This is a genomic window from Blastopirellula sp. SH421 (genome assembly GCF_057808535.1).
Genome location: NZ_CM173712.1, coordinates 3,896,501 through 3,909,288, shown reverse-complemented (window position 1 = coordinate 3,909,288; position 12,788 = coordinate 3,896,501). Strand labels below are relative to the sequence as shown.

Here is a 12,788-nt window from a genome sequence, read left to right as displayed (position 1 = left end):
GGGGACTTGAATTGAGCCCTTGCCTCCATCGCGACGGGACAAGAATTTGTCAAAAAAAATGCAGATCTCTCACCGATCACGGCGCTGCTGGCGAACTCGATTGGCGATTTGTTTCGTGACCAGCGGCAGTAGGCCCAGTAGGGTAAACGCGAGCAGCGTGGGCCATTGGACGATTGCTCCCAGGCCGTCGGTTTGAATGGTCTGCATTGACGGCAAACTGGCTCCTGCCGATACGTAGACCACGGTGCCGGCTAACATGCCGAGTTGGCTGACCCACCAAAAAGTACGAAGTCGAATCGGGGTCAGCCCCATCAGCAGATTGACCAAAAAAAAGGGGATAACCGGGATCAAACGGAGCGTAAACAGATAGTAGGCGCCTTCGGCCGTGATCGAAGCGTTGAGCTTTTCTAAACGCTGTTGATAGTGGCGCTGAATTGTTTCACGAAACAGATAGCGGCTCAGCGAAAAAGCGATCGTCGCGCCGAGGGTCGAAGCGAAACTGACCAACAGCACGCCGGCAACCGGTCCGAAGAGCCAGCCGTAAAAAATCGTCAATAGCGCCGCGCCGGGAAGCGAGAGCCCGGTGATGACCACATAGATTAGAAAGCCGCCGACGTAGGAGAGCGCCGCGTGCTGTTGTTGATACGCGCGCAGCGATTCTTCTTGCGCGACCAGCGTTTCGATCGAGAGTTGCCGGCCCACCGCCAAATAAACGCCGACAATAGTGACCAACACCAGCAGACCGATCCCCCATTTCCACCATTTCGCGGAACGAGCAACGCTGTGGTCGTCAAGGGTCTCGGTCATGGTGGTTTCGGCCAGCTTATTCAAATCGACGCAAGCAAGACCAGCTTGCTTGAGGATCTCTACAGGGCTGAAGATTGGTCCGACTTGCAGATCTACCAGAGATACGTCGTCGTTTCTTCGATATCGTCCCCGCCGTTTGGTTCCAATTTTTGATTGGGGCCAGCGCTGCGGATGGTGAGCACGATCTTGGAGTGCATGCCTACATCATTTTTCGCATCGGCATGGCGGATATCGAGTTCATATTCGGTTTCCCAAGCGTCCAATGGATCCGGATGAAGACCGGTTACCAGTTTGTTGGCCAGCAGTGGACAATCACGAAGCCGTGAAACTCCGCAGGCTCCGCCGGACTAGCGAGGCGTGTTAGTAGGTCCTTCATTTCATGTTGGGTCGCCTGGATTCGATTGAGTTGAAGTCGCTGCGAATATTCACGATATCCGGCCAGGCCAAAGATGGTCGCGACGCAAACCCAACCAACCAAGAGAAACCAACGCATGAGGGACATAAAAACAGGCGCAATTTGAAGTGCGAATTTCGTCGGAGACCAATAGTCAGGCGGCCCCCTTTGTGGGGGCTACCCTCAGTCAATGCGCCGTTTGCGCAGCCGACCTCGCTAAGTCCGAATTGGAGCAAATTTCTCGCAATAGACTGAGTTTTTATTTTTTCCTCTTGGCCTGCACTTTCTTGGCTTCCACTTTGTTTACTGCTTGTCTGGCGCGGGTCAGACGCGCTTGCTGCAGCGGCGTCCAGGCTTCTAGGTAATCGATCGAGCGGATCGCCATGGTGGTCTCGATCATGACCTCGGCTGGCCCTTCATTGGCCCAATCTGCCCGAAATTCCCGTAGTTTTGCGAGAAATTTGACCAGCCGATCCTCCATCTTTTTGATGTCGTCGACGGTCTGATATTCCATTCCCATGATTGTTCTCCGCAGGATTTGAAAGTTTCTAGTGATCCATCTTATTGCCACAGAATAGCTTACGTCAACTATCCATAAGTATTTATTACTTTTCGGCACTTCGCGGCAAATTAAGCCTTGCTAAAGTCTAAGACTTTCCTTAGAATAGCGTAAGACATTGGGAGTGAGAGGAAACGCCGGATCGAGGCTTTTCGGCCGGGTGATTCCTGCTCACTGACACAGTCTGGAATCCCTGAGACTTGGTCCCGTTGATTCCAGATCCATTCATTCGCATCGGCAACAGAGGGGTCTTGGATGCTTACTATTCCTCCAGCTGCGACGCCTACGCCGCTTAGCTATTACCGAATCCGTTCGATCCAGGACAAAGTCGACGGCGTTTACTACTGGCTGAAAGCGGCTGCAAAGCCAGAGCAGCAGACTTTGTTGGCCGATGTCCAGGTTGCACGAACTTTGCTGAGCGATTTGCCGGTGTTGCTGGACGCCGAACGGAGCGAAATCGATCGCCGCTGGCGCTCGGCGGTTCAATCCATCGTTCCGGTACGCAGCACGACGTGCGAATCTCCTTCGCAATCACTGTCGGCGCCGCTTGCACCCATTGGCTGGCGCGACATCAACGAAGACCACCCCACGCAACATCATTTCGAGAGTCATGAGACCGGCGTCGGCTGTTACGAGTTTGATGCGCAGTTCCATTTCGACCGCAATCCCCCAGCAGATCAATTGCGTGGAGTGACGATTACGTCGCCACTTTGTTTGGAGCAGGAAGAACTAATCCCCGTAACTCGCGCCGCCGAGCTGCGGTTGTTAGCTGCGGAAGCCGAAACCTGGTGGGAGCGACAGCAATGAGCCGTGAAGAAGCGAGCCCTCCCCAGAAGCCGCGCCGCGCAAAACCCAACCAACCAACGGTTTGCCCGACGCTGCATCAAGTGGTCGCCGAGTGCGCAAACGAACAGCAGCAGCAAAAGTTGTACGCCGAGTTAAAAGCGAAAGGATACCGATGCCGGTTATTGAATCTCTAGTCTCGTGCCGTGTGCCGGATTCGTTCCGCGTGCAAATGGTGAGCGGCATGTTTGACGTTTCGCTGGATGAAAAGCTGACCGATCGGTTTTCGATCGAGATCCCCACAGACAACGATTGGCGCGTCGGCATGATCGTCGGGCCTTCCGGTTCGGGCAAGTCAACCATCGCCGCCAAAGCGTTTGGCTCGCAGGTTTATCGCGGCTTTCGTTGGCCTGCTCGTCAAGCGATTGTTGACGCATTTCCCCAGGATTTAGAAACGCGTGACATTTTGCGGACGTTGATTTCGGTAGGGCTCAGTTCGCCGCCCGCTTGGTGCAAGCCGTATCGGGTCTTGTCGACCGGCGAGCAATTTCGCGCCGACCTGGCGATGTCGCTGGTTTCGTCCGATCCGCTGATTGCATTTGACGAGTACACCAGCGTGGTTGATCGCTGCACGGCGCAGATGGGCTCGGCGGCGCTGCGCAAGTCAGTCGACGCCGGCCACATTGACAAACAGTTTGTTGCAATCACGTGTCACACCGACGTCATCGATTGGCTGCAACCCGATTGGGTCGCCGATATGGCGAGCGGCCAGCTCACGCGGAGGCGTCTTCGGCGACCGCAACTCGATTTACAAATCCGCGCCGGCAACCTCAACGATTGGCCCCTGTTTGCGAAGCATCACTATTTAGACCCGCGGCTAAATCCGGCCGCGCGTTGTTTTGTGGCGACGCTTGACCAGCAACCGGTCGCGTTTGCTGCGGTGCTAAATCATTTTCGCAAAGCTGCGTTTCGGTTTACCCGCTTGGTGACGTTGCCCAGTTTTCAAGGGCTCGGCGTCGGCGGCGGTTTGTTAGACGGGGTCGCCGCCTATCTGGTCGAACACGAACAGGCCGAGATGGTCTCGATCAGCGGCAGTCACCCAGCGGTGATTCACCATTGCAACGCCTCGTCGCGGTGGGAGTTTCGTGAATTGAAAAAAACAGGTCGGCGGGCCAGCGGTTTTTTCCGTACGCATCCCGACTGGAAAGTGTCGCTCGGCCGAGCCGTCGCATCGTTCCGGTACCAACCGTAGGGTCAGGGGAAATCGGCCGCCAACCAGAATGACAAGGATGTGCAATCTAAGTGGATTGCCACCGTAACTTGTACGACGAATCTAAACCGGATTCCCTCGCATGCACAGCCAGCGAGTGTCTCCCCAAAAATACCCACTTCCCCTTAGGAGATTTTCAGCATGCCCCGAATTACGACTGCTCAAGCGTCGCAGGTGGCGCGGCAAATTGAATTGCAATTGGCGCAAGGGAATTTTGCGGCCGCAGATACGATCCTCGCTCGTTGCATCTCTGAGGTGAGAGCGCAGCGACGCAAGCTGTGTGACGAATACGCGTCACCGTGCCAAGTTCCGTTGGCCCGGTTGTCATTGGAGCCGCAGATCTTGCACGCGTTGGAGTATTGCGAGGTCATCACCGTCGGCGATCTGCAAGGGGTCAGCTACGAGCAGTTGCTCTGCGTTCCCAACGTCGGATTGGCGCGCGCCAATGAGGTGCGCGACAGCGTACGGCAATTAGTCCGCGACTTCAAAACACGCAGTTTTGAGCAAGCACTGTAGAGGTATCGAACTTAGTTTTTACGGGAGGTGCAAGCGGCGGTAGTCGCTTACTCACCGGTCGGGCCAACGCGACTGATCATCGCCGAGTCGCCCAATACGACGCTGCCCGATTGGGAGGGTAAGCGGCAAGCAGTCTGTTGAAACATGCCATCGCGGCACGTTTCAACTTCGCCAGGCTTAGAGCGAAGCTCTTCGCGGCTCACTAAAAATCGACTTGCGTCGCAATTTAGGCGTCTCAGCCATGAGACGTAACAGCCGAGAGGAGAAAGCCAACAGACTGCTGTTCGCCGTTTGCGCCTCCCATTTTTTAGGTATCGGAGCAACGTTTGATGGTCACGACATTCACTGACAAGCTGTCTGAACTACTCGCGGACGCCCAGGCCAAGCTGCGACAAGGCTTTACCTGGGATGCGTTCAGCGAAGCATTTCTCACGTTCATCCATTCGGCGATGTTCGCCGCGAAGGATGAGCTGCTGAATCCTGGTCCTGAAAAGAAAGCGGCCGTGCTCGAGTGGGTCGGCGCCTTCTGGGATTTTGTGATCGCCAAAGTTCCCCTGCCAACCTGGTTGTTTTGGGTGAAGCTGCCGTACATCAGCGCGGCGATTCGCGGCATCATCCTGACAATCGCCGCCGGCATGATCGAATCCCTGTACACCCAAAATCTGGAGCAACTCCGTGCTTAACTTTTTCCTTATCGCGGCCCTCGCGTTTGGCGTCATCGGCATAGTTTTGTTGGTCTGGTCCCCAGCGCTGACCGCGCCGGCCAGCAGCAACACGCTAACATCCGCATCGTCCTCCAGATCAGCGCCGCTAAAGCTAATCCCCAAAAATCCGCAACCTCACGAAATGCCCAAGCAGCCAGATCCGGTCGACGCGTTTCGTGCCTGGTTCACGATCGTGCGGCCGGTATTAGTCGCCAGTCAGGCATCGCCGGACGAAATCCGTCAGGCCGGGCTCGACCTTGTGAAACACCTAATCATGGAGGCGCCGACCAATGAAGCCTAACGTTTGCTTTTTGCTGATGAGCATGATGTTGGCCGCAGCCGGGCTATCGCAGCTCGATCTGTGGCCGACGATTACGCCGCCGCCAGAGAACCCTGGCGCACCAGATTTACTTAGCGCATTTCGCGAGAGTGAAGATCGTGGCGCCGCAAGCCAAGATGCTCGCCGCTTTGCAGAACTTTGCAGTGCATTGGCCGATGTGATGGAGTACGACAGCGCACGCGTAGAACCGCAGCTACGAAGCGGCGTGCAGCTAGAAAACTTGCGCATGATCGCTCGCGATACACAATTGAGCGGGGCCAGTTATGCGGCCAAATATCCGCGGCTCGGCGGCGAGATCAAAGTCTATCTCGATCAGCAACTAGGCGTTGACGGAGGAGTGCTCAGCGACGATCGACGTCGTCAATGGATCGCCGCCTATCGCCAACTAGCAAGCTCGGCCAACTACGCCGCCGATTACCTAGCCTGGAAATCATAACCAACATCACTCAATTCAAGATATCACACTAGCCCGCAGCGCCAGCGAGGGAAACCGGCCCCCAATCCAAACGACAAGGACGCGTAATTTGAACCGATTCAAATAACAACTTGTTCGACAAATCCAAATCGATTCCCTCGCTTGCGCTGCGGGCTAGTCTCCCAGCCGCAACCGTAGGGTCCGCTGTGCGGACCAAGCAGCCTAACCAACGTCACTCAATTCAAGATATCACACTAGCCCGCAGCGCAAGCGAGGGAAATCGGCCGCCACTGCAAACGACAAGGATGCGTAATTTGAACCGATCCAAATAACAACTTGTTCGACAAATCCGAATCGATTCCCTCGCTTGCGCTGCGGGCTAGTATCCCAGCCGAAACCGTAGGGTCCGCTATGCGGACCAAGCAGCATAACCACCGTCACCCAATTCAAGATATCACACTAGCCCGCAGCGCCAGCGAGGGAAACCGGCCCCCACTGCAAACGACAAGGACGCGTAATTTGAACCGATCCAAATAACAACTTGTTCGAGAAATCCGAATCGATTCCCTCGCTTGCGCTGCGGGCTAGTCTCCCAGCCGTAACCGTAGCAACCGTAGGGTCCGCTATGCGGACCAAGCAGCATAACCAACGTCACTCAATTCAAGATATCACACTAGCCCGCAGCGCCAGCGAGGGAAACCGGCCGCCACTGCAAACGACAAGGATGCGTAATTTGAACCGATCCAAATAACAACTTGTTCGACAAATCCGAATCGATTCCCTCGCTTGCGCTGCGGGCTAGTATCCCAGCCGAAACCGTAGTGCGGACCAAGCAGCATAACCAACGTCACCACCAGGCAAAGGAGTACAAATCCACGCATGTCAAACGTTCAAAAAGATCGAACTTCCTATCCGAAAGATACCTTAGCTGCGATTCTGGCCCTGCTGATAGTCGGAACGATCGTCGGGCTCGCTTACTTCTCTAGCGATGAGCCCCGACGAACCGTTACTGATACCGACGCCAGCGGCGCAGAGATCCGACAGGCAAAGCCTTCGGCCGATGTCTTGCCCGATCAGCATCAACCGGCGGCCGCGTTGTTTGGTTACAAACCGCAACCGGCTGCAACGCGACAGTTTTTGCGGACGTTGCCGCAAGCCAACTTCCGCGATGCGGCGCCGCAATTGTTCGCCGCGCGAGGACCCCCGCAAGATGCGCTGTTGTATCGGGCGCTCTACAAGGCGCATCGCGACAAGTATGGAACCGACTGGGTTGTTGGCAGGCAAGGGATTGGGGATTGCGTCTCCTTTGGTTGGGCCCATGCGTGCGACATTCACCTGGCGATCATGTATTGCCAGGGAGACAGCGCCGATTGGCGACCGGTCGCAACGGAGTCAATCTACGGCGGCTCGCGCGTCGAAGCTCGGGGAGTCAAGTCAGGCGGTTACTCCGACGGCAGTTACGGCGGCGCTGCGGCCAAGTGGGTGCGCGACTATGGCTTGATTTTTCGCGAGCCTTATCCGTCAGTCGACCTATCCAACTACTCGTCAAGTCGCGCCAAGGATTGGGGAAACTACGGCAACGGCGGTCGCGATGATCAAGGGAAGCTGGATACCGAAGCGAAAAAAAGCCCGGTCCGCACCGTCGCGCTGGTCAAAAGCTTTGACGAAGCGGCGGCCGCGATTCAAAGCGGCTATCCCGTGCCGGTTTGTTCAGGACAAGGCTTCAGCAGCCAACGCGATAAAGATGGATTTTGCAATCCCTCAGGAAGCTGGTCGCACTGCATGTGCTTTATCGGCGTCCGGCATGATCGCCGTGGGCTGCTTTGCTTGAACAGTTGGGGACCGAACTGGGTCAGCGGGCCCAAGTGGCCAGACGATCAGCCAGAGGGAAGCTTCTGGGTGGATGAAGCCACGGTCAACAAGATGCTGCGTCAGAACGATTCGTTCTCGGTCAGCGGATACGACGGATTTCCTTTTCGCCAATTGGATCACGCCGCTTGGGTGCATCGTATGCAGCCTGACGAGCCGATCTTTGCTCTCGCTTTATAAGGTGTTGTGATGAAAGTTCTCGTAGCTGGATTGTTTGCTTGTGCGTTACTGCTGGGCGGCTTGTTGCTGTTGGAAAAAGTGGATGACGTCGTCAACGGACCGGTACCGACCGACGCCCAAAATGACAGTTTGCGCAAGCGATTCACTCGCGCGATCGCCAATTGGATGATCGACAAAGGAATGCGCGACGGTCCGCCCCAAGATCCAGACCAACCGCCGACTGCAATGCTGATTTACCCCCAGCCCCCCAGCGAATATCTGCTGCATGACGGCGACAACATCAACCACGACCAAGGCTGGTAACCAGTAGGTCAGGCTTCCGCCTAGCGAAACCTACCGGACACCATTACCAAGTCGGGACACTAGCCCGCAGCGCCAGCGAGGGAATGCGGCCGCCAACCAACGCGATAGGGATGCGCAATCCAACCTGGATGAAATCGCATCCCGTTCGATAAATCCAAATTGATTCCCTCGCTTACGCTGCGGGCTAGTGTCCCAGCCGTAAGGTCCGCAATGCGGACCGAGCAGTACAACCAACGTCCACCCAATTATCGAGATCACACTAGCCCGCAGCGCCAGCGAGGGAATGCGGCCGCCAACAAACGCGACCGGGATGCGCAATCCAACCTGGATGAAATCGCAACCCGTTCGATAAATCCAAATCGATTTCCTCGCTTGCGCTGCGGGCTAGTGTCCCAGCCGTAAGGTCCGCAATGCGGACCGAGCGACACCACCAACGTCCACCCAATTATCGAGATCACACTAGCCCGCAGCGCCAGCGAGGGAATGCGGCCGCCAACCAACGCGACAGAGAAGCGCAATCCAACCTGGATGAAATCGCATCCCGTTCGATAAATCCAAATGGATTCCCTCGCTTGCGCTGCGGGCTAGTGTCCGAACGTAACACCAAATCGCGCGTTAGTAGGGTGCTCCGAATTATAGAAAGGAAACGAGAGAAGATGACAGATTTAATACAACGTCGATTGTCCTCAGGCCTAGGCCTGACCTGCGTGATGCTGATCCTGCTGACGCCTGCGTTCGTTTGTGGCGATCAACCAGCGCGGGCCAACGCGGCGGCCTGCTTGGCTTATGCGGCCGTCCTGCGTGAATCGCCGGTGTTGGTGACGCCGGTCAAGCCCATTCCACCAGGTGCGTCTGGCAATGAGCCGATCAGCTATCGCGCTGCGTACGCCGTGTACAAGTCTCAGCAACGACCGATGGTGGTGATGGTTACAGCAAGTTGGTGTCCTTATTGCCCAGCAATGCAGCGCCAATTGCTGCAGCTGAAGCTTGACGGCAAGTTGCGCGATGTCTCGTTGGTGATTGTGGATCACGATCAAGATCGCGTGATTGCTCGCAGCGTGATGGGGAAACGTAAGACGCTGCCTGCGTTGTCGGTCTATCAGTATGTCGAAGGCAAAGCACAGGAATCACAGCCCACGCAGGTTCGCGAAATCGCCGAAATCCTGCAACCGGTTCGGCAACCAACGAGAACACCACGCGAGTAAAACCAGGCGACCATCTGCTGTCGCTTGCCCTGCAGAAAACCTAGTCCATTCCGTTTCATCACGAAGGACCTATGACAGAAAAACATGCTTCCGACCAAGCCGCCAACAACTCGCGACGTGAAAAAATTATCGCCTCGCTGCAAGACGCTAGTTGCGAAGGTTGGCGGTTGGATGACGACCTGCGACGTCTCTGCGTAGAACAGGCTCGCGAGACGCTTCAACATCCAGACTCGAACAATCGCGACAAGCTTAGCGCCGCAGCCTTTGTGTTGAAACTCAACGATTCCAATCTAGATCGTACGCTGCTGGCGGTCGAGATGGTTTCGATCCTTGACGAACGGAAGGACCAACAACAACCGATCCGCGTAACGGTCAACAAAAAATTCTTTGGGAACGATGCTCATGAAACGACTCAATCTGCGGCACAAAACCTATCTGGCGAAACAAGCTAAAAATTGCGAAATCCAAGTTCCGCTTCCGCTACCGCATCAACTGCCGATCCTACTTGATCGGCATCGACACAAGCGAGTTATCTGCGGGCGACGATGGGGTAAGACCGGCGCCGGCTTGATTGCGGCGATCTTGGGACATGGAGATCCGACCGGCCCCGGACATTTGAAAGGGATGGTCGACGGCGGCAATTTGTACTGGGTCGCGCCAACATTCGCCCAATCGAAAAAAATCGAACGCGACATCATACAAGCGTTTGCTTTAAGCGGTTTGACCTATTTGAAAAGTGAAGGCCGGATCGAACATCCCAGCGGCGGCAGCATCACCATCAAGACCGCAGCAGCGCCGGTCAGTCTCCGCGGCGACGGGCTCGACGGAATCGTCGGCGATGAGTTCGCTTTTGTCCGGAAGGAAGTCTGGACTGACGCGCTGCGGCCGTCGTTATCGGATCGTCGTGGTTGGTCGATGTTTTTGACAACCCCCAACGGACCCAACTGGATTAAAGATCAGCGTGACATGCAGTGGGTCGATCCGACCTACAAGTCCTGGCAATGCCCTACCAGCGAAAATCAATTGATTGACCAAAGCGAGCTCGACTCGGCGCTGTTGGACCTGGGGCAGGCCTCATTTGATCAGGAATACCGAGCCCAGTTTGTCGATATCAACGGCGCCGAATTTTCGGGGCTCTATTTTCAGACTCCTGACTTTTGGTTCGATGATTGGCCGCTAGAGACAGAGATTCGTTATCGCGTGATCGGGCTCGATCCTTCGAAAGGGAGAAGTGACAAGAGCGACTACTGCGCTTTTGTGATCTTGGCCCTGACTTACGACGGACAGATCTTTGTAGACGCCGATATCGAACGCCGCGATGTGCGCAAGATCGCCGAGCGCGCGGTCGAGCTGTGTGGGCTGTATAAACCGCTGGGACTGATCGTTGAAACCAACCAATTTCAAGAGCTGTTGCGCTGCAATATCGAGGATCTTACGAAGCAGCAAAATTATTCACAGCCGATCTTCGGTCGGACGCATAGCGAGAACAAGCTGATGCGCATTCGCCGCACGCTGACGCCGTATCTGTCTCGCGGAGAACTGCATTTCAAATCCCAAAGTCGTGGCGCCAAGCTGTTGGTCTCGCAGTTGAAGGAATTTCCGATCGGCGCCTATGACGATGGCCCAGATGCGTTGGAGATGGGGATTTCGCTGTTGTCGGATTTGCTGCACGGCAAGAGATAGCCAGGAGAAAAAGTCGGGCCGAAAGTAGTCGTCGTGGCTGCGCAGCGGACCCGCATTAGACAAAGTTCAATCCGCAACTTTTCCGTGGATATCGCGAACGCTTTCAGGATCGATTACTCCTCATGAATGAACAAACGACAAGTTGGGTGACGCGAGAGCAAGAGCTGCGAGCCGAGATTGAGGTCCGTAGTCGCTTGCAACCGCTTCGCGATCATCTAGTACAAGCAGCGTCTCGTCCGCAACAGGTCCGCGAGTCTTTTGGCGATCTTCGTCTTGCTCACGGTCCGGCTGTCACGCGGCCGATCGATTTCTACGAAACCGTCAGCCTAGAATCTTGGGCGACGCCTGATCTGGCGACCAATCGAAAAGATGGCCACTATGGGCCGCTGTTTCGATCTGAGTCAGAGCTATCGCTCTATCGCGGTATTGCTCGCGCCTTGGCGGACGGGGACGAAACGGCAGTGGGGATCTTGGGAAACCTGGTCCACTATGTCGTGCATACCGGCTTCACCTATGCCGTGAATGCGATTGAGAAATCGACGAGCGTCGACCTGTTGCGGGACGAGGCGCGCACGTGCGTCGAACAATTTTTGGCGCAAAACCAGTGGGAGCTTGAGTTTGAACAAGAGCTGATCAAAGACTCGATCATCGACGGAGAAATGTTGATCGCGCTCGAGCATGACTCAGGCGGGGTCAAAGCGCGCCATGTCGAGCCAGCCTGGTTGACCCAGCCGACCGATCCACGCGCGCTCGAAGAGCAACTGCATCGCCAATTGCGGGTTCCGCACGCGATTGACTGGCGCTACGGTATCGCGACGCGGATGGGAGATGCGACCGAGATTTACGGCTATTTCGTCAACTGGAACGGCGACCGCGACCAGTGGAACTTCTATCCGCCTGCTCGCTTCTTGCACTTGAAGCGAAACGTCCCGCGGCATGTGAAGCGGGGACTTACTGACTTTTATCCGGTGAGCAGCCGGATCACCGGCGCCAGCGAATTACTAAGCCGGATGGGAACCGGCGCCGGCATTCAAGCGTCGATTGCGCTAATCATCAAAAATGCGACCAACGCTGGAGTCGGGGGCTCGATCGAAAGTTTGACCGGCGGATCAGCCGACCACGGACGCCCTGCGTTCGCGACCAGCAATTGGCGCAACGGCGAGGTGATCGACACCTTCGGACGCGAGTTTCAGGCTGGTCCGATGGCCGGTCAACAAGCGGCTAACTTTGTGCAGATCTTACAAGCGATGCGCCGCGCCACCGGCGTTCGCTGGAGCATGCCAGAGCACATGATCAGCGGCGACGCAAGCAACAACAACTACGCTTCGATCCTAGAAGCGGGCGCCCCGTTTACACGATCGATTGAAGCGGCCCAACAAAAGTACATCACTGCTTTCGAGTTGCTGCTGTGGCGCGTGTTGCGAATCTATTTCGAGCTGGGACGTTTCAATCGCTGCGGTTTCGCTTGGCGACAGATTCGCTCGCTGTTAGCGATCACGATCGAAGGAACATCCCCAGCGGTGCGCGACAAAGAACAAGAGCTTCGTGTCGCCCAGTCCCTTCGAGCCGCCGGCGTGATGTCACGCCGCACCCTGGCCAGCCGCTTTGATCTTGATCTAGCAGAAGAACAACGCAACGAAGCCAACGAAAACCGATAGGGTCCGCTGTGCGGACCAAAGTAGCAGCAAAGTCACAACCATCTACAACATTAGCCCGCAGCGCTTGCGAGGGAAATCGCTCGACAATTTGTAGGCAGATTG

General features: G+C 55.9%; 15 protein-coding genes. 12 read left to right on the top strand and 3 right to left on the bottom strand.

All coding sequences use genetic code 11. The features are described 5' to 3' along the window. Positions 1 to 69: 69 nt before the first annotated feature. The 3 genes from SH421x_RS15965 to SH421x_RS15955 form a co-directional block, all read right to left on the bottom strand. Positions 70 to 807, bottom strand: a complete 738-nt coding sequence (locus SH421x_RS15965; RefSeq protein ID WP_488850367.1) for a TVP38/TMEM64 family protein — start codon at positions 805 to 807, stop codon at positions 70 to 72. A gap of 92 nt (positions 808 to 899) precedes the next feature. After that, positions 900 to 1,070, bottom strand: a complete 171-nt coding sequence (locus SH421x_RS15960) for a hypothetical protein (protein WP_488850365.1) — start codon at positions 1,068 to 1,070, stop codon at positions 900 to 902. Between the two features lie 390 nt (positions 1,071 to 1,460). After that, positions 1,461 to 1,721 carry a hypothetical protein gene (locus SH421x_RS15955; RefSeq protein ID WP_488850363.1) on the bottom strand — a complete coding sequence of 87 codons (261 nt, stop codon included), beginning with the start codon at positions 1,719 to 1,721 and terminating at the stop codon, positions 1,461 to 1,463. 294 nt (positions 1,722 to 2,015) lie between these two features. Between SH421x_RS15955 and SH421x_RS15950 the strand changes: the two genes are divergently transcribed. From SH421x_RS15950 to SH421x_RS15895, 12 genes are all read left to right on the top strand, one after another. Next, a complete protein-coding gene (locus SH421x_RS15950; protein WP_488850361.1) occupies positions 2,016 to 2,567 on the top strand; it encodes a hypothetical protein in 552 nt (183 codons plus the stop codon). Positions 2,568 to 2,718: 151 nt separating this feature from the next. After that, on the top strand, positions 2,719 to 3,795 hold the full coding sequence (locus SH421x_RS15945) for a GNAT family N-acetyltransferase (RefSeq protein WP_488850359.1): 1,077 nt from the start codon (positions 2,719 to 2,721) through the stop codon (positions 3,793 to 3,795). A 159-nt stretch (positions 3,796 to 3,954) separates the two neighbouring features. Continuing rightward, positions 3,955 to 4,329 carry a hypothetical protein gene (locus tag SH421x_RS15940; RefSeq protein WP_488850357.1) on the top strand — a complete coding sequence of 125 codons (375 nt, stop codon included), beginning with the start codon at positions 3,955 to 3,957 and terminating at the stop codon, positions 4,327 to 4,329. A gap of 329 nt (positions 4,330 to 4,658) precedes the next feature. Next, a complete protein-coding gene (locus SH421x_RS15935) occupies positions 4,659 to 5,012 on the top strand; it encodes a hypothetical protein (protein WP_488850355.1) in 354 nt (117 codons plus the stop codon). Next, positions 5,005 to 5,334 (top strand): hypothetical protein, encoded by a 330-nt coding sequence (locus SH421x_RS15930; RefSeq protein ID WP_488850353.1) that lies wholly within the window; start codon positions 5,005 to 5,007, stop codon positions 5,332 to 5,334. The genes SH421x_RS15935 and SH421x_RS15930 overlap by 8 nt, the downstream gene beginning before the upstream one ends. Further along, positions 5,324 to 5,809 (top strand): hypothetical protein, encoded by a 486-nt coding sequence (locus SH421x_RS15925; protein WP_488850351.1) that lies wholly within the window; start codon positions 5,324 to 5,326, stop codon positions 5,807 to 5,809. The genes SH421x_RS15930 and SH421x_RS15925 overlap by 11 nt, the downstream gene beginning before the upstream one ends. 858 nt (positions 5,810 to 6,667) lie before the next feature. Next, positions 6,668 to 7,837 carry a C1 family peptidase gene (locus SH421x_RS15920; RefSeq protein WP_488850349.1) on the top strand — a complete coding sequence of 390 codons (1,170 nt, stop codon included), beginning with the start codon at positions 6,668 to 6,670 and terminating at the stop codon, positions 7,835 to 7,837. A 9-nt stretch (positions 7,838 to 7,846) separates the two neighbouring features. Then, positions 7,847 to 8,140 (top strand): hypothetical protein, encoded by a 294-nt coding sequence (locus tag SH421x_RS15915; protein ID WP_488850347.1) that lies wholly within the window; start codon positions 7,847 to 7,849, stop codon positions 8,138 to 8,140. A 656-nt stretch (positions 8,141 to 8,796) separates the two neighbouring features. Next, the gene (locus SH421x_RS15910) at positions 8,797 to 9,345 is read left to right on the top strand and encodes a thioredoxin family protein (protein WP_488850346.1); all 549 of its coding nucleotides are present in this window, start codon (positions 8,797 to 8,799) and stop codon (positions 9,343 to 9,345) included. Between the two features lie 71 nt (positions 9,346 to 9,416). Further along, the gene (locus SH421x_RS15905; protein WP_488850344.1) at positions 9,417 to 9,797 is read left to right on the top strand and encodes a hypothetical protein; all 381 of its coding nucleotides are present in this window, start codon (positions 9,417 to 9,419) and stop codon (positions 9,795 to 9,797) included. Beyond that, positions 9,748 to 11,028, top strand: a complete 1,281-nt coding sequence (gene terL / locus SH421x_RS15900; protein WP_488850342.1) for a phage terminase large subunit — start codon at positions 9,748 to 9,750, stop codon at positions 11,026 to 11,028. Before SH421x_RS15905 ends, terL begins: the two co-directional genes overlap by 50 nt. Before the next feature lie 122 nt (positions 11,029 to 11,150). Beyond that, on the top strand, positions 11,151 to 12,686 hold the full coding sequence (locus SH421x_RS15895; protein ID WP_488850340.1) for a hypothetical protein: 1,536 nt from the start codon (positions 11,151 to 11,153) through the stop codon (positions 12,684 to 12,686). Positions 12,687 to 12,788 lie beyond the last annotated feature (102 nt).